14 protein-coding genes and 1 pseudogene are annotated in these 17,287 nt (G+C 47.3%); 5 read left to right on the forward strand and 10 right to left on the reverse strand.

Annotated features, from left to right (window positions below; translation table 11 throughout):
• Positions 1-54: 54 nt before the first annotated feature.
• The 4 genes from QUB66_RS00875 to QUB66_RS00890 all read right to left on the reverse strand — a co-directional run bounded on the left by QUB66_RS00875 (position 55) and on the right by QUB66_RS00890 (position 5,224).
• The gene (locus tag QUB66_RS00875; RefSeq protein WP_265239142.1) at positions 55-612 is read right to left on the reverse strand and encodes a single-stranded DNA-binding protein; all 558 of its coding nucleotides are present in this window, start codon (positions 610-612) and stop codon (positions 55-57) included.
• A gap of 327 nt (positions 613-939) precedes the next feature.
• Positions 940-3,489: a mannose-1-phosphate guanyltransferase gene (locus tag QUB66_RS00880; RefSeq protein WP_265239143.1), complete on the reverse strand. Its 2,550-nt coding sequence runs from the start codon at positions 3,487-3,489 to the stop codon at positions 940-942.
• A gap of 105 nt (positions 3,490-3,594) precedes the next feature.
• Positions 3,595-4,920 (reverse strand): RNA-guided endonuclease InsQ/TnpB family protein, encoded by a 1,326-nt coding sequence (locus QUB66_RS00885; protein ID WP_332971183.1) that lies wholly within the window; start codon positions 4,918-4,920, stop codon positions 3,595-3,597.
• A gap of 118 nt (positions 4,921-5,038) precedes the next feature.
• Positions 5,039-5,224, reverse strand: a complete 186-nt coding sequence (locus QUB66_RS00890) for a hypothetical protein (protein ID WP_332967601.1) — start codon at positions 5,222-5,224, stop codon at positions 5,039-5,041.
• A gap of 393 nt (positions 5,225-5,617) precedes the next feature.
• Between QUB66_RS00890 and QUB66_RS00895 the strand changes: the two genes are divergently transcribed.
• Together QUB66_RS00895 and QUB66_RS00900 are read left to right on the forward strand one after the other, a co-directional pair.
• Entirely contained in the window at positions 5,618-5,815 is a 198-nt protein-coding gene (locus QUB66_RS00895; RefSeq protein WP_265239488.1) for a hypothetical protein, read from the forward strand.
• 7 nt (positions 5,816-5,822) lie between these two features.
• A complete protein-coding gene (locus QUB66_RS00900; protein ID WP_265239489.1) occupies positions 5,823-6,560 on the forward strand; it encodes a class I SAM-dependent methyltransferase in 738 nt (245 codons plus the stop codon).
• Positions 6,561-6,783: 223 nt separating this feature from the next.
• Here QUB66_RS00900 and QUB66_RS00905 read toward each other — a convergent pair whose 3' ends face one another.
• Together QUB66_RS00905 and QUB66_RS00910 are read right to left on the reverse strand one after the other, a co-directional pair.
• Complete coding sequence (locus QUB66_RS00905) at positions 6,784-8,463, reverse strand: hypothetical protein (RefSeq protein WP_332967598.1); 1,680 nt, start codon at positions 8,461-8,463, stop codon at positions 6,784-6,786.
• 447 nt (positions 8,464-8,910) lie between these two features.
• Positions 8,911-9,390 carry an NUDIX domain-containing protein gene (locus QUB66_RS00910; protein WP_265239442.1) on the reverse strand — a complete coding sequence of 160 codons (480 nt, stop codon included), beginning with the start codon at positions 9,388-9,390 and terminating at the stop codon, positions 8,911-8,913.
• 152 nt (positions 9,391-9,542) lie between these two features.
• Here QUB66_RS00910 and QUB66_RS00915 point away from each other — a divergent pair, with 152 nt between their 5' ends.
• Positions 9,543-10,244 (forward strand): esterase/lipase family protein, encoded by a 702-nt coding sequence (locus QUB66_RS00915; protein ID WP_265239441.1) that lies wholly within the window; start codon positions 9,543-9,545, stop codon positions 10,242-10,244.
• A gap of 130 nt (positions 10,245-10,374) precedes the next feature.
• Here QUB66_RS00915 and QUB66_RS00920 read toward each other — a convergent pair whose 3' ends face one another.
• From QUB66_RS00920 to QUB66_RS00930, 3 genes are all read right to left on the reverse strand, one after another.
• On the reverse strand, positions 10,375-11,193 hold the full coding sequence (locus QUB66_RS00920) for a class I SAM-dependent methyltransferase (RefSeq protein ID WP_265239440.1): 819 nt from the start codon (positions 11,191-11,193) through the stop codon (positions 10,375-10,377).
• A gap of 66 nt (positions 11,194-11,259) precedes the next feature.
• The gene (locus QUB66_RS00925; RefSeq protein WP_332967593.1) at positions 11,260-13,218 is read right to left on the reverse strand and encodes a cation:proton antiporter; all 1,959 of its coding nucleotides are present in this window, start codon (positions 13,216-13,218) and stop codon (positions 11,260-11,262) included.
• A gap of 412 nt (positions 13,219-13,630) precedes the next feature.
• Entirely contained in the window at positions 13,631-14,905 is a 1,275-nt protein-coding gene (locus tag QUB66_RS00930) for a GH25 family lysozyme (protein ID WP_332967591.1), read from the reverse strand.
• Positions 14,906-15,145: 240 nt separating this feature from the next.
• On the opposite strand from QUB66_RS00930, the gene QUB66_RS00935 reads away from it, so the two are divergent.
• Both QUB66_RS00935 and QUB66_RS00940 read left to right on the forward strand, forming a co-directional pair.
• Positions 15,146-15,640 (forward strand): DUF427 domain-containing protein, encoded by a 495-nt coding sequence (locus QUB66_RS00935; protein WP_265238637.1) that lies wholly within the window; start codon positions 15,146-15,148, stop codon positions 15,638-15,640.
• 232 nt (positions 15,641-15,872) lie between these two features.
• Positions 15,873-16,139, forward strand: a pseudogene (locus QUB66_RS00940) (diguanylate cyclase domain-containing protein); the annotation flags it as partial.
• A 9-nt stretch (positions 16,140-16,148) separates the two neighbouring features.
• On the opposite strand, the gene QUB66_RS00945 reads toward QUB66_RS00940, so the two are convergent.
• The gene (locus tag QUB66_RS00945; protein WP_332967590.1) at positions 16,149-17,156 is read right to left on the reverse strand and encodes a methyltransferase domain-containing protein; all 1,008 of its coding nucleotides are present in this window, start codon (positions 17,154-17,156) and stop codon (positions 16,149-16,151) included.
• Between the last annotated feature and the right edge of the window lie 131 nt (positions 17,157-17,287).

Raw genomic sequence — 17,287 nt, forward strand, 5'->3', positions numbered from 1 at the left:
TTCGATCGAACGGCAAAGTTTGGCGATCGCACGTAAAGTGACGCACTCTACTTTTTAAAACGGAATCGGATCGTAATCGGGATTTTCCGGCTCGTTAGGCGAACTCGAATGGCGATCGGACTCAGAATTTGAAGACTGATGCGAGTTCCAATCAGAACTAGATGGGCGGTTAGCAGGGGCTGGAGCGCCGTTAGAACCGCGGCCTCGCGAACTCATGGGAACCACATTGCTCGGCACATTAGCGGGCGCGCTGTCGCGAATTTGAGCCGGTTCGGGGGCGGTTCTAGCTGCTGGTGCAGCGCTCATCGCATCTGCGCCAACACTGTAAATCCTTTGGGCTGTGAGTTCAGCGCGCTTTTCTTTGATACCATCTCTGTCGATCGTATTCATACTCAGCCGCCCCTCAATAATCACGCGATCGCCCTCGTGATATTTATCGTGAATTTCTTGAGCTAAATTGCCCCATCCTATCACCTTTAAATGTTCCGGCGGATCTTCAGGTTTTGGGCCTGGAAACTGCACCAACATCTCAGCGATTTGAAGTTGATTATCGGGAGTATAACGGAGTTGCGGCTGTTGAATTATTTCCGCCATTAAAATGCAGCTATTCATCTTTTTTCTGTGCGTAATTGATCATTAGTCATTAGTCATTGGTCATTAGTCATTGGTCATTGGTCATTGGTCATTAGTCATTAGTCATTAGTTATTAGTCATTGGTCATTAGTTATTGGTCATTGGGAGTGCAGGATTGTTGATTTTTCTCTACTAAGTAACCAGACAAAAATAATTACATAAAGACTCTTGACGCTGACAAGGCTTTCAGGCGAGATGAGTGTGTAATTAATTATGCACAACTACTTATTCGCTGTTAGTTGTCACCGATTACCCAATTACCAATTACCAATTACCAATTACCGATTACCGATTCCCAATTACCAATTACCCATTAGCGTTACCAAATTTATCTTGACGAACCGCCGCCTCGGCTTGGATGACAAAATCGTGAACCAGGGCGCGGTACTCCTTCAAAGTTTCCGATACCCAATCTCGATCCTCGCTGTTGGCGAAGATATGAACGGTCGGTTCGCTAGCATCGGGCAAAACTAATACCCAATTGTCATCGCTGTAGTTAAAAATCTTCACTCCATCTATTAATTCTAAACGATCGGGCGAATGACTTTCTACCAAATGCCGCATCAGCGAACCCTTGACCGTCCAAGGACAGCGGACACTGTAACTGCGGTGGGTGACGCGGGGAAGTTCAGCCTTAATTTGTCCGAGCGATCGCTCCTGAATCGTCATCATTTCTATCACTTTAGCAATGCAGAACATTCCGTCAAAGCCCGGATGCAACTGCGGGAAAATAAAACCCATATTGCCGCTACCGCCCAAAACCACATTGGGGTTTGCGTGAGCGGCTTCCATCAAAGCAGTTGGGTTTGCCTTAGTGCGGATTACCTTGCTTTGATAGCGGCGGGCGATCGCCTCCACCGCAGAAGACGCATTCACCGGCACTACTACTGTACCTTTGGGATGAGAAGTCAGCATCAAATTTACCATCAGCGCCGTCAGCATTTCCCCACGAATCGCGATTCCCGACTCATCTACCAAAATGAGCTGTTCGCCGTTCGCCGACACCTGCACTCCAAAATTAGCGCTGAGTGCTTTCACAACTCGGCCGAGTTGATCGAGCAAATATTCCCGTTCTCCGTTGCTCAGAGAAGTCTGCTTGAGACTGGCATTGAGCACCACCGCATCGCAGCCGAACTTGGCAAGCACTTGCGGCAGAATTGCCCCAGAAACTGCGTAAACGTAATCGATTACCACCTTAGAATTGCTGTAGCGTATTGCATCAACATTCATCTGCCGCTCAAACATCCGGTTGTAAATGTCGAGAGCTTGGTTAAAGTACGACATTTCTCCAATTTCGGGAATTAGAGCTCGCCGCAAATCTTCCTTAAAATAAGCCCCCTCAATTTTTTTCTCAGCACCTTTAGTAATATTGATGCCTTTGGTATCGAAGAATTCAATTAAAATGTAGTCGGAGCGATCGGGCGAAATCCGAACGTGAATACCACCAGCAATTGAGATCGTAGACGAAACCGTGCGTGCGATCGGAATAGCCGTCGATTCCAAATTCACCACATTAATTCCCACCGACATCAAACCCGCAATCAAAGACCTCGAAACCATCCGCGAAATGCTCCGCTGATCGCGAGAAACCGATACCGAAGTCCCAGATTTCAAAGTCGATCCATAAGCTGCGCCCAATTTTACTGCAAATTCCGGGGTAATATCGACATTTGCCAGTCCTTCAACGCCACGCTGACCGAATAAATTACGCTTAGCTTGTTCTCCCCAAATTAAATTTTGATTTAACAGAGCGCCGGATTCAATGTTTTTGCTCGGCCAGATACGCACGGAAGGGCCGACTTGCGCTTCTTCTCCCACGATCGACATCGAACCGACAACAGCACCTTCGAGGATGTGAGCGCGCCTGTCTACGCGGGTGCTCCGGCAAATCACGCAGGCCCTGATGTGAGCATCTTCGCCGATAATTGCTCCGTTCCAGACAATGGGACGTTTGAGGTTAGCATCAGCCCCGACTGTCACGTTATCTCCGATTACTGAACCCGCGTCAATTTTAACTCTGGCTCCAATCCGGCAATTGCTGCCGATCATCGTCGGTACTTCGACGATCGCGCTATCGTCAATAAAAGTATTCTGACCTATCCAAAGTCCCGATCGAACTTGATTATAGTAGGTCAAATCCAGTTTGACCTTTCCGTGCAGTGCATCATACTGAGCTTCCCGGTAAATATCAAGCTGTCCGACATCGCACCAGTAACCCTCGGCGATGTAACCGTACATCGGCTCGTTTTTTTCCAGCAACAGGGGAAACAAGTCTTTCGAGAAGTCGCACTCTTGATTGACCGGCAGGTAGTCCAAGACTTCCGGTTCTAAAATGTAGATACCCGTATTGACGGTATCGGAGAAAATTTCGCTGCTAGAGGGCTTTTCCAGAAAGCGGCTGATGCGGTAATTTTCCTCGGTAATCACCACCCCGAATTCCATCGGGTTGGGAACGCGAGTTAAAATTAACGTGGCTTTGGATTGCTTGCGACGGTGAAATTCGATCGCTTCTGTCAAGTCGAAGTCTGTGATGCTGTCGCCGCTGATGACTAGAAAAGTTCGATCGAGCAATTCCGCAATATTTTTGACACAACCAGCCGTACCCAGCGGTTGGTCTTCCTCCACAGCGTAAGTCATTTGAACGCCAAACTCTGCCCCATCAGTAAAATATTCGCGCATGACATCAGGAAGGTAATGCAGCGTCGCAATAATTTCCGTAATCTTATGCCTTTTTAGCAAATTGATAATGTGTTCTGCGATCGGGCGATTCAGAATCGGCACCATCGGTTTGGGCAAATCGCACGTCAGGGGTCTGAGCCTAGTTCCCGACCCCCCAGCCATCAGCACTGCACGCATAAAATCCTCCTTGCTTAGAAACCTATCTACCGTCATTGTCCGCTAGAAAAAGTTTGCCTGCTGTAATCTGTGGGGCACTAACTATCAGTGTTAATTATCTGTCAATTACCCATCATCAATCGGAGTACCGATATGATGAGGGCTTGTGTCTACGCTCCACCGCAATCCTGAAAACCTTTGCAGGATATCAGCTTTGGTTTCATTGCGCGACACATCGGGGGATACTGACAAGCTCCCCGTACTCGTCCAGTCTTGCCGGACGAGCAACGTTCTCATTGCAATATTTCTGCTTCCCACCAAATCAGCGTGTAATTCATGCCCACAACATTCACAACGAAACATTAGCCCCTTGTTCGGTCGATTAGCCTTCGAGGTATGTCCACACTTGGGACAACTCTGAGAAGTATAATGTGCTGGTACTTTAGTTGCTAGGCTGCCAACCAAATTAGCTTTATAATCGATATAGCCGTGCAATTCGGCAAATGACCATTTAGCTTTGTTTCGATTAGCTTGGCGCTGTTTCTTGCTTGCCTTTTTTCCAGACTTGGACTTAGTTCTGTCGCGGATTCCGGTCAAGTTCTCTAGTCCAATTAAGCTATTTGGCTTGGCAATTTCTTTGCTAATTTGGTGATTCACATCAGCGATAAACCGTCTCTCCCGTCCCGACAATGCGATTAATCGTCGCTTCGCAGAACGGGTGTCTTTACGCTGTAGACTCCTTCGAGCCTTTTGATATTGATTAGCTTTGTGCCGAGATGCTTTCCCAGAGTAGAAGGTAGACTTATTGTTTAAATCCGTTTCTACTGCCAGATACCTCATTCCAACATCTACACCGGAAATTCGGGTGATACTTGTTGGGTTAATTTCTGGCAGTTCAATTTCAAGGCTTACCATTAAATAGTAAGTCTTGGAAGAACGCTGGTAGAGAATCTTTGCTGCACCAATATTAGGACAGACCTTGATCAAGTCTAAATGCTTGTTCCAACCTTCATAAGGCACAACAATACGACCGTTTAGCGTTCCAATACTGACTTGTTGGTCAGATTTGAACCTGTAGTCTCGCTGATAATTCAAAGTTACAGTCCGAGATGCGTATTTTGGAGCTTGATCAAGCCCTTTAAAGCGCTTCTTGGTGTATCCCTTTTTAATAGCTTCGTTGTTCTGCTTAACTTTTGTTGTTAAAGATTTAAAGGTTGCAGCCACTTGTCTAGGAACGTTACACGCCATCTGTGCGCCTAATTTAAACTCGGAGCGCAGGTGGTTGTAAACGAGTTTTTGCAACTTAGTACCATTACTCGAACTGCTGTCGCCGAAAGCGACCATAGCAGTATAATTCAAGGCATCACGATAAGCCAACGCAGTATCGCGCACCGCCAACTTCTGTTCGGCGGTGAGATTCAGCTTTAACTTGGCGGTGATAACTTGGTTCATGGTTTCACTAGGTTGTGAGATGAGTATAACTCGTGAAACTATCAGATAACTACCTTGTTACAAATCTTGTTCGTTCACTCATGCACCGCGCTAGCAGTCGAACGTTACGCTGATCGATTTAATATGCGGTACAATCGCAAGCCTCACCCGCATTCATCCCGCCACCAACCGAGGCGGTATGGTGGGGGAATCCTGCTGTTCTAGTTGAATAATCGCGCGCCTCTGAAATCCCCGAAAGCGAGGCCATCTCCCAACAGCAACCAATTTCAATCGCATGAGCATTTGGGGGATCGATTTTCAGCATAAGTCGCTGCTTGCTTGCTCCGTGAAAGCTATTTCCTGGCTGATACTTTTAACCGTACCCGACAGCTAGGATGCTCTGAATTACAAGAAAGAATTAGTTTAAAGCCGGAACCCTGATCGGGAGAAATTAAAATCAGACGATTCATTACTCCAATCCTCGGACTTCCAGGTAGAGGTCGCCCTCAAGCAGTCAACTGTCAACTGTCAACTGTCAACTGAATGAACTTCCTTCTGCTATATTTATAAGTTTGCCACCAGTAGGAATGTTGAAGTCTCTAGCTGAAGGTAGAATTGCTACGGGAATCCGTGCACCCGGAGCTGAAAAATGATAGATTAAGAGTAAGATTTTGCCGAGCTAACTCAAAATCCAATCAATCGCTTAGGGGGTTATTTGATGGAACCGTTAATTGGATTGGTGTTGCTAGTCGCTTACGGAGGCGGTATCTGGAAATTTTGGAATGGTTTCGATCGCACAAACTTCGACAGAAGTTTCGCAAATCGCCTGAAACTGTCCCTGCTGTGGCCCGCGTTAATTTTTAATAAGCCTTACCGCCAAAACTTTACAAAAGCACTCAAAGGCTCTAAAAGGTAATTCACGAATGTCTAAAAAGTCCGATCGCGCAGTTGCAGGTCAAGAGCAGACTTGGTTTGCCAAAGAAAAATCAGATAACTGGCAAGTTTTATTATCGCAGGTTGCTTCCCGGTTCGATCGCGAATACCGAGGAGAAGCATTCGCCTTACCCGAAGAAGTCGAAGCCATGCCAATTTTCCTAGAATCAGTCGCCGGGACACTCCAAGCAAAAACAGTATCTCCCTTCTGGAAAATTGCCAAACCCCAAAAAAATCAGCGCTGTTTAGACATTGGCTGCGGAGTCAGCTTTCTGATTTACCCTTGGCGCGAGTGGGAAGCATATTTTTACGGTCAAGAAATCAGCAGCGCAGCGCGAGACGCATTAAACGCTCGCGGCCCTCAGCTCAATTCTAAGCTGTTCAAAGGAGTAGAACTGGCCCCCGCTCACAAGTTAAATTACGAAGAGGATCAGTTCGATTTATGCCTCGCTACAGGCTTCAGTTGTTACTATCCCATAGACTATTGGAGTATTGTCATGGGAGAAGTAAAGCGGGTATTAAAACCGGGCGGTCATTTTGTGTTTGATGTTCTCAACCCCAAGGCACCTCTAGCAGAAGACTGGGCAATTCTGGAAACATATCGAGCCGGAGAAGTATTTTTAGAGACAATAGAAGATTGGGAAAAAGTAATTAAAGCGGCTGGCGCTAAAGTAGTAAAAAAGCAAAGCGGCGACTTATTCCAAATGTACAAAATTCAATACAATTGAGAGGTCATTGGTCATTGGTCATTGGTCATTGGTCATTGGTCATTGGTGATTGGTCATTGGTGATATCAAATCCAGTTAAAAATGTAGGTGCGTCAGCGGCTAGAAATTGGTTTCAGAAGCAACAAATATAGCAACTGACGCACCCTACGAATACTTTTACTCAAAGCAAAACTCGTAGAAACCAGGTTTCTCGCCCCATGAGTAAGACTTGACCAATTAACAATTAATTTTCGGTAGCTGGAGAAGGCGCAGGAGACGGGGACACTTCCGGGGCTGGAGAAGGCGGCGGGGACACTTCCGGGGCTGGAGAAGGCGCAGGAGAAGGCGGCGGGGACACTTCCGGGGCTGGAGAAGGCGGCGGGGACACTTCCGGGGCTGGAGAAGGCGCAGGAGAAGGCGGCGGCGACACTTCCGGGGCTGGAGAAGGCGCAGGAGAAGGCGATTGTTCGGCTGCTGGTTGCGGTTGAGGTAAGGGCGACGGTTTGGTTGCGGGTTTTGGTGGGGGCGTTGGCGACGGTTGGGCCCCTGGTTTCGGTTTGTTTGAGGCAGCCGGTGGCTTCTCAAACTGCGGTTTCACTTCCGCAGGGGCTGGGGATGGGGAGGGCGGCTGGCCTGTCGGGCTGGGTGCTGTTGGGGCTGGCGCTACTGGCTGTTGATTGCTTGGTCTGGGCCTAGTGGGGCCGGTGGATGGGGTGACAGGAATGCCGCTGCAAACTTTTTCGTCGTATTTAAACTCGACAGTCACCTGGTAAATCTTGTGGGTGCTGGTTGTTGGAAATGTTAGAGCAGGGTTAATAATCGCAATTTTAGCCGCATTATCGAGAATACCGTAACCCGTCGAGTATATCGTTTGAGGCTCGGCCTTGAGCAAGCCTTGAGGGCTGACAACTGCTCCAAAAACTGCTTTTCCTTCGAGTTTTTGCGAGCAAGCTGCTACGGGATAAGCGACATTCACAGGAGTCGGCCCCGTCGTATCCAAGTCAGGATAAGCCTTTTTGAATCTGTCAGCCAAAGCAACATAGGCATCTCCAGCATCGAGCTGTGCCTCTCTGTCGGTGGGTAAGTTTGAACCCGATTGTCCGCGCTGTTGTAGCTGTTGCTGTCCCTGGTCAAATTGCTCTCTTCTCTTTCTTTCTTCGGGAGTTTCTGCAATCAGATTCCTTTTATTCGGATCTTTTTGAGTCAATTTCACTCCATCCTGGCCGGAATTCCTGCTGCCAATTGGGAATTCCGGGGTAAAGACTGGAGCTCCGTCTGGGAATAGCGGGAGTCCGCCTCTACTTGCTATAACCCTTTTGAGTGTCTCTGCCTCATCTTCGGAGGTGCTGCCGGGAAGCTGGGGGATTCCTGTCACTCCTGGTGGCGGTGGCGGGATATTGCGATCGAAATTACCGGGTAATGGCGGGAAAATCAAGCCGCTGGGAGGCACTTGCGGGATGACAGTGGGTGTTCTGAGAGAGGGGGGTTTGAGAGTTGGAACTGAAGCTGGCGGCTGCGGGGCTGTTAAGGGTGGGAGAGGGGGATCTAAAGGGGCAAAGAATCCTGGAGGGGGCATTCCCGGAGGTAGGGCGGGCAAGTTGATGGCTGGAGGTTCGGGGGGGTAGGGCGGGGCTAACTTGGGCGGGGCGGGAAGGGGAACTGGTGCGACGAGCGAAAATGGCTTATTGGACGGTCGCGGTGGTATAGTTTGTGGCAGGCGGCCGGCTTCTGCGGGAGTTAGTTCTACCAAGCCGACGGAACCGGGGATCTTTTTTGAGGAATTTCCACCATAGATGATGTTTGAGATCGTCGGGGCGCCGACTCCGAGCACTCCGTGAAGGCCGACAGAAGCTAGGGCTGCCCACCAAAAAGGCTGGCGCAGCGGTTCGGAAAGGGCGTTGGCTAGGGACGAAGAGTCATTCATGACAATGGGAATGGGGAATTGGTAATTGGTAATTGGCAATCTGGAATTGGTAATCTGAAATTGGTAATCTAAAATTGATATTTTTTTATTTTGAGCGATTTAAAAAGATACTGTTAGGAATTCAAAGGTATAATTTTAGCACGATCGCCCTCTAAATTGCCGATCGACCTTGATGACAATTTATGGGCCCAAAACTGAACCAAATTTATTAAACACGATCGACAAGTTCGATCGATCGGCGTTTCCAATTCGGTTACAGCATCAAAAAACTGATCTAGTGGCTGCCAACCAGGCCCGCGGCCCCTCGATGGCCCTCAAACATGAGCACCGTCCCACGTACACGAGTGTGAGGGTCGATTCTCAAAATTTTAGACTTTTGTTCAAGCTCCCAGATTAATCTGTGGAGTCAATCTAAAATCTCAAATCTCAAATCTCAAATCGCAGGATTCACCAGCGATAGCGGTAAGTTTTAAAAGGAGCTCCCTCGATGCTCAGCAAGTCGAGCGGATAAATTGGAGCACCGCTTGCCATGTACTGAAACATTTCCCGAACTTCCTCACCCCGTAGCGACAACTGGTCTAACTCTTTGAGAGAATACCAACCAGCACATAAAGTGTGCTCATCCGGCTTGCTCTTGGGCGGTGTCTTATCTTCAGGGCGAGCCACAAAAATCACTCTCAGGCGCACATTGCCCCTAGGCATCACCGTATGCTCTACCCTGAGAATTCCCTCCACGATCACAGAAATGCCCGCTTCCTCAATGGTATTGCGCACAGCAGCTTCGAGCAAAGTCTCGCCTTTTTCCACTCGCCCTGCTGGGAGATACCACTGCTGCTCGTACTTGCGCTCTTGTACCAGTAGAAAACGGTCTTCTAAGTGAACGACAACTAGGGTAAAATACAATGTTGCAATCGGCTCGCGAGCCATAAAAGTAGATATTCCCCAAGCAAAAAGTTTAACGAGCGGCAGATGTTAGCAATCCAAAGGATGCTTCGACAAGCGTCTTTGAACTTGAAAAATAGATCGTAGCATCCCGATCGCAAAATCTCAAATCTCAAATCTCAAATCTCAAATTGATCATGCCATTACCAACCGTGATTTTGCCAGGATATTTTGCTGCTGCTTCAGACTATCGGGAATTAGAAAAATCTTTGGTCGATCGAGGTTTCCCCACAGTAACAGTACCACTGGGCAAGGGAGATTGGTTGCCCACTCTTGGCGGGCGATCGATGGTGCCAATTTTGCGACAGCTCGATCGCACGGTCAAACAGATGTTACAGCAATACGGCAGCCAACAGATCAACCTCATCGGTCATTCCGCAGGCGGCTGGATTTCTCGGATTTATTTAGGCGAAAAGCCTTACACGATTCACGGAGATGTGCTGGAGGATGCGGGTTTGTGGGAAGCTCACCCTTGCGTCCATACTTTAATCACTTTAGGCACGCCACACGTCTCTCAAGAGCGCTGGACGCGCAAAAACCTAGATTTTGTCAAAATTTACTATCCGGGGGCTTTTCACCCGCAGGTGCGCTACGTATGCGCTGCTGGGAAAGCTGTTTTGGGCAAGCCCGGTTTAAAGACGTGGCTGGCTTATAAAAGTTATGAGTTGACTGTGGGGAATGGCGAAACTTGGGGAGATGGAATTACGCCGATTGAAGCTGCTCATTTGGACGGGGCCGAAAATTTGGTGTTGGAGGGTGTTTGGCATTCGCCTCGCTCTCCGGGGAAGTGGTATGGTTCGCCGGATGTTCTGCCCGCTTGGATTGGGTATTTGCAGTAGAAATAAATTACCACAGGCGGGACGCCTGTTCCACAAAGGAAGAAGCGGAAGGTTGAAGGGAGGATTTAGAGTCATTGGTCATTAGTCATTAGTCATTGCTGGGAGGAAGTTTGAGAGTTATTCGAGATGTCTATTGATTCTTTTCCCCGCAAGCCATCAACCAAAAACTCATCATTAATCGATCGCCCTTAGCTACAAACTCATCCCGCGAAACCAGATAACTGGCTATTTCTGACTCGGAAATTAACCCTTGTTTGACCAACTGTAAAATGGGCCCGGAGTCCAGCAAAGGCTCAAACGCTTCAATTCCGATGATATCGCTGTGGCTGACAACCGCTTCTAAATCGATGCTACCAAATCCAGCTTGTTTGAGAATGCGGCACAGATTTCGCCCGATCGATAAATTGCCTCCCCGCGAGGCCATAACCTGTTTGAATTTCTCCCTGACAATCTCGACTGATAGGGGTGGATTTGTCAGCCAAAACAGATCGGCATCGCTATCGATAATCACCAATTTTCCCCTAGGCTTTAAGATGCGGAATATTTCTCTAGCTGCTGCGACTGGTTCGGGGAGGTGGACGAATAGCAAACGGGCGATCGCAAAATCAAAAGAGTTCGCAGGTAAGCCGGTATCCGCCACCGACGCTTGCACGTAATTTACTCGATCGCCAGCTTTTTCATGCAAATATTCTACTGCTTTTTCGTGCAGTACGGGGTCAATTTCTACCGCTGTTATCGAACTGTTTGGCAGCAATTCTAACAGCTTTTCGGTAAAAAATCCCGGCCCGCTACCCGCTTCTAAAACATTCATCCCGTCTGCTAAACCGAACCACTTTAAATTGCGCGCTTCCTTTTCCCAACTTATCAGAACTTGAGCTTTTAATCGCTGGATTTCTCCCTCTAATTCCAGATTGTACGTATTTGCTTTATACGAACCTTCTCCGGTCATAAAATTATCCTGCTTCTTGCTGGGATACCTAGATTATAGAACCGATCGGACACAGGGTTAATGCCCCTACCGCGAAACAGGCGGCTGCAAAATTTCAGCCTCTTCTGCTATTTCCGCTTCTACCAAAATCTCCTCTACAATCGGAGTAGGAATCGGCACTTCTTCAACTACTTGATGCTTTTCCAAAGTCAGGCGAGATTGCGACGAACCTGACAATCTTTTCAACAATTTCGGTGTAGGATCGTATAGTAAATAGATAATTCGATCGCCCGCTTGCCAAATTTCTGTCGCTGACACTACTTGCAAGTATCCTTGTCTTTCCAGCAACAGCGGCGCTAACTCCCCAGCCTGAACCAAAGCTTGCAAGTGAGCAATCTGAAACTGCAATCCCTCGCTTTTTAACTCGGTTTCCCCCAATTTTACTTCGTTGTCAATCAGATATTCGTTCCAATCCTTCAGCGACAAATCGGATACAAACGCTTGATTGATTTTACTGTTATTTGCAGGCGAGTTTGCTTGCTGGTCTTTGGGGAAGATTGCCAAAACCCGCGGCGGTGCAAACTCCTCGGCTGCTCGTTGAGCTAACACTAAGTTTACCTCGCCGTTGTTGGTCATTGCTAAAAAAGTTCCCATCGAATCAAGTCCGGCTTCTTCTAAAATGCTGTGATCCAAAGCACTACTCAAAAACACCCGCAAACCTTCTCTTTCTGCTTGCGCGCAAGCTTCCGGGTTGGTGTCGATAATTGCGACAGATTCTCCGCGTTCTTGAAATAAGCGAGCAATTAATCTGCTCAAAGGATTTGACCCTACAATCACGGCACCGGTAGCTGATTTTAAGGTGATGTCCAAAATTTGAGCGACCCATCCCGCTGTCAGCCCTTGCACGAAAACTGTGATAATAATTGTTAGGAAGACTAAGGCTTTAATTGAGTCGCCACCGTTGATTCCTCGCTGGGTGAGCAAAATTGCAAATAAAGATGCGATCGAAGCTGAAATAATTCCCCTCGGCGCTACCCAAGAAGCAAATAATTTTTGCCTCCAGTTGAGCCCGCTGTTGATGGTGCAAACCCAAATATTAATCGGTCTCACTATCCACATTAAGGCTAAAACTGTAAAAAAACTTCCCCAACCGAGGGCGACCACACTAGCGAGGGATAAATCGGCCGCCAACAGCACGAACAGTACGGATATAGCCAGGATTGTGAGCTGACCTTTAAACCTTCTCAGCAGCCTTTCTTCCGGGACAGCAGCGGCTCTGAGGACAATACCTGACAGCACACTTGCCATTAGTCCTGATTCGCTGCGGATTTGTTCTGATAGGCCGAATAATCCCCACAAACCGGCTAAAACTACTAAATTTTTGAGGTCTTCTGACAGGAATTTCGCTCGCTTGAGAATCAGTCCCAGCAGCCAACCTCCGGTAACTCCGATGACTGTGCCAATACCCAGCCGCACGATTAAATCTCCGAACAAAATCAGCAAGTCGGTATTGCCGTTTAAAACCACGTTTAGTACCAATACTGCCAGAATTGCCCCGACGGGATCGACTAAAACACCTTCGCCTTCTAGCAAGGCGGCGACTTTTTTGTCTACGGGTACTTGTTTGAGCAAAGGGCCGATGACTGTCGGGCCTGTGACGACTACTAGAGAAGCATACAGAAAGGCGATCGGCCAGGGAAATTCTCCTAACCAATGCGCGGCCATTCCGCCACCTATTAGCGTAATCAAAGTGCCGAAAGTAACTAAATTGCGGATGCTGCCGGAAACTTTGCCTAAATCTCGCAATTCTAAATTCAAGCCGCCTTCAAACAAAATTAAGGCTACGCAAAGGGATACCATAACTTCCAAACCGTTGCCCAACAGACTCGGATGCAGGATTCCCAAGCAATCCGGGCCTGCTAAAATGCCGAAAAGCAGCAAAAATACGATCGCCGGAACTTTCAGATAAGCGGCCAGAACTTGAGCGCTGATACCACAGGTGACGGTCATGACCATCAACAGGGTGATGTTAAAGGGGATTTCCATAGATACAATTATTACAGGCTGCCCGCTGGGTTTTAAAAGTGCGATCGCGAGTAATTTGAGTACAGGCGCTATATTTGGCGCTGGTACAAACTCGGCACGGCCCTGGATTTTTGCGAATAAGATTAAAAAACCTTGATATTGGCTATAACTTTATCAGATAATTCTCTTAGCGTCAAAGATGGGAGCAAGCTGTAGCGCCTAAATTGTCTGTTATGTTCGAGGGCGATAAGGGGAGAGAGGGAGAGAGGGAGATTTGAATGTCGAGTCAATTATCAAAGAGACTTCTTGCACTCATTCTGAAACTATCTTGAAATACATTTGCGTTGCATCGTCGATTGCATCTGCCTAAAATCTGCGGTTGACCTAATTTCAGAACACTGAAACCAGATTCATCTGTGGAATTCATCTAAAATCATTTGGCATTCTGCCATCGGCGAAGAAACTCCGATAGAGTTGCCGGCGAAATTTTATTTTCCAGCCAATCTAATGCCTGATTTTGGTTTGGTGCAGCCCGATAAAATTTGCAGGTGTCTATCAGCCGAATCGGAGAAATTGGGGCAGTAGATTGAGCACGCCACTTTTGCCCAAACTCGGCAATCACAGTCGGAGAAATTTGTTTTTGCAGCCAATCTAAAGCTTGGTCTTGTTCTGCTAAACCGCGATAAAATTTGCCGACATCTATTAATTTCAAATTAGTGTCTGGAGGTACGGCAGTTGTCCGCCACTTTTGAGCAAATTCTCCTAAAACAGAGGTAGAAACTTGACTTTGCAGCCAAATCAAGGCAATATCTTGAGCAGCATTAGCTTGATAAGACGAGAATAACTTAGTCAGTGGCACAGCCGATACTGGAGTTGGCGTCGGAGTGGGTGTCGGAATTGGAGTTGGTGTCGGCGGTGGAAGGGGAACTATTACTTTTGGAGATTTTTGCATCAAAGCGGCCCAGGTTTTGATACCAGCCATGCCGTCTGCATTGAGATTTTGAGATTTTTGAAACGAGATGAGTGCGGCTGTGGTAGAGGTTCCAAATTTACCATCCATCGCGCCTTGATAGAAACCTTTACTTCTTAATTGCTTCTGGATGTCTGCAACTTTATAATTGATCGCGCCTTCTCGGACGCTTTCAAAAATATTGGCATCTACATTACCCGAAACTCCCGATACGGTGCTAGTGTCGCTGTACTGCCAAAAAGTCCAAGTCTTCCAGCCTCCTGGTACCCAAGGTTCCTCGGCACTGGTATAGTGAGCAATCCACAGTGGGTAATCTGCCAACCGTTGTGTGCCGAGGTTGTCCCAGAATCCGGGGTAAGTGTAGATAATTGGTCGCATCAAGGTGGCTTTTTCGACTGCTTCGAGCCAAATTGTCGCGCGATCGCACAATTCGTCCGCATTCAAACCGCCTGTAGTTTCCAAATCCAAAACTGCCGGCAAATCCCCCGCTGCCAGTTTGACAGTTTTCAGGAACAAATCTATCTGTCCTTGAACGCTGCTTGTCGGTCGAAAAAAATGGTAAGCACCGCGTTGAATCCCCGCCGCTTTCATTCCCGCCCAATTCCGGGCGAAAGTTTGAGAAACTAACGTTGCACCTTCCGTCGATTTGACAAATGCGAACAGAATGCCTCCCTTGGCAACGGCTTGCCAATTGACATTGGGCTGGTAGTCGGAAACATCTATACCGCGAATGCTCATATAGCAGTTGACAGTGGACAGTGGACAGTTGACAGTTGCATGACGGGAATCAAACCATTGATGCTTGACGAGTATCGGCTCTATTCAGGAAGTTATTTATGTCCTCACCGATGTGGCGAATGCTCATATTACGGAGAATAGAGAAAAGCTGAGGACTGTCTGGATTGGCAACTAGACTTAGAATACATTAAATTGTAATCTTCAGCCGCTAATTGTTTTTTTGTAGGGGAGATTGTACAAGTGAACCTCGATCGCATAGAACCAGGCCCTGGTCAAGAGTCTGTTTGGGATTACCCGCGTCCTCCTCGCCTTGAGGAATTGACCAAACACGTACAGATTGTTTTTAATGAAGTGACGATCGCCGACACGCGGCGCGCTCAGCGGTTGTTAGAGACAAGTCACCCTCCTGTCTACTATATCTCCCCCGATGACATCCAAATGGAATATTTACACAAAACTTCACGGGGCTCGTGGTGCGAGTGGAAAGGACAAGCGGGTTATTACACTGTGACGGTAGGCTCGAAGGAAGTTATAAATGCTGGTTGGTTTTATCCTAATCCCAATCAGGTTTTTGCAGCTATCAAAGATTACGTGGCTTTTTATCCTAGCCAGATGGATGCTTGTTATGTAGACGGGGAATTAGTGCAATCTCAACCAGGGGATTTTTACGGAGGTTGGATTACCAAAGATATTGTCGGCCCGTTTAAGGGAGGAGTCGGAACTTGGGGTTGGTGAGAAAATTGTGAAATTGCTTCGTTTCTCACAACGATTCGCGGTTTTGGCTTTTGAGTTGAGGACTGGCACAGAAACCGCGTTTTTTACTCCAAAGAATTGGTTGAAAGCCGGAACCCTGGTAGGGAGAAATTAAAATCAGACTATTCATTACTCCAATCCTCTTCCTTCTTTTGTCAACTGTCAACTGTCAACTGAATGAAGCACAACTTTGTTATAGCCTTATGGAGGCGAAGAGTTTGTGGTAATTTTGCCCCGGATTTCACCTGAAAGAGCTTTGTGGATTGCCGAGAAAATTCGAGTCGGGGTGAAAGAACTAAAAGTCGAACATATTAATTCGGCGGTGTCTTCTTATGTTACACTGAGTTTGGGAGTAGCGAGTACGGTTCCTCGACTGGAAATTTCCAAAAAAGATTTGATTGCAGCAGCAGACCGTGCGCTTTATCAAGCTAAAGACGGAGGGCGCGATCGAGTAATTTTAGGTAATATAAAGTTAGACTAAATCCCAATTCTACATCCAAGCCCGCTCCGCCGTCCAGTGTCTATCCGAAGATTCATAAATTCTCAAACCCTCCAACCCCGCGCTTTCCACCATTGTCTCAACTTCATCTAGGGAAAAAGCCGCGTGCAGAGAATCGCTAAACAATTGTTTCTGATGCGAGTTACAATCTCCCGCGTACATCTCGACCAAATTATCCCTGATTGTCTCATCCAGAGGCCGCAGTAAATCTCGTAAAAATATTGCTCCGTTCGGTTTTAAGACTCGCTGGACTTCGCGAAAAAATAGCAAGGGGTCGGGCAAATGGTGGATAATGCTGTTAGAAATCACCATGTCAAAATAACTGTCTGGATAGGGCATGGCTTTAGCATCAACTAATTCTAGCTTAATTTGCGATCGCACATTTGCCTTGGACACATTCTCCAGTCCTAATTTCAGCATATTTGCCGACAAATCGATGCAAGTCATTTCCCAAGCCGGACGCATTTGAGCAATGGCGATCGGGATTCTCGCCGTACCAGTCCCAGCATCTAAGATTTTCCCACATATCGGCCCGAGGGCGATCGCACTTTTAGCAAAAGCCGCATTCACCTCAGAAAAATCCATCGAGTCATACTCAACAGCTTCTTCCCAAGTATCCATAACCTCCGGTTCCAAAACTCGCTGCATAAAACTTGTCTGATTGTCGGACATTTCCAGATACGGGCTGAGTTTCGCCTGCAAAAGCTCTACTAACTCCGGCTCCATATATCTGTAATTATCGGCGATTTGCAGGCAAATAACCTTCTTGCCTGTGAGAGTTTCGGGAAATTTGCTGTGAAGTCGAGATTCATGCTTCTTTTCCATCACAAATATCACATCCGCCCAGCCGAGCAAGCCTTCAGTTACTCTAATTCTCGCACCTTTTTCCGTGCCAGCCGATCGCGCACTGTACCCGCTAATTTTCTCGCAAATCTTCTCGGCCGTTAAACTCCGCCACTTGTTTTGGCTGCATACAAACAGTATCTTGATTTTATCCATCAGACACAAGTGCAAAATTCTCTGTTAATTTGGGAAGAAAGTAAAAATCTTGATCGCATTTTTGTCCGATCGCACCTTACATATCACAATACCTGTACCTTGTCAAATCCGCCAAAGTTTTATTTACAATT

Source organism: Microcoleus sp. A2-C3 (genome assembly GCF_036706065.1).
Lineage (GTDB): Bacteria > Cyanobacteriota > Cyanobacteriia > Cyanobacteriales > Microcoleaceae > Microcoleus.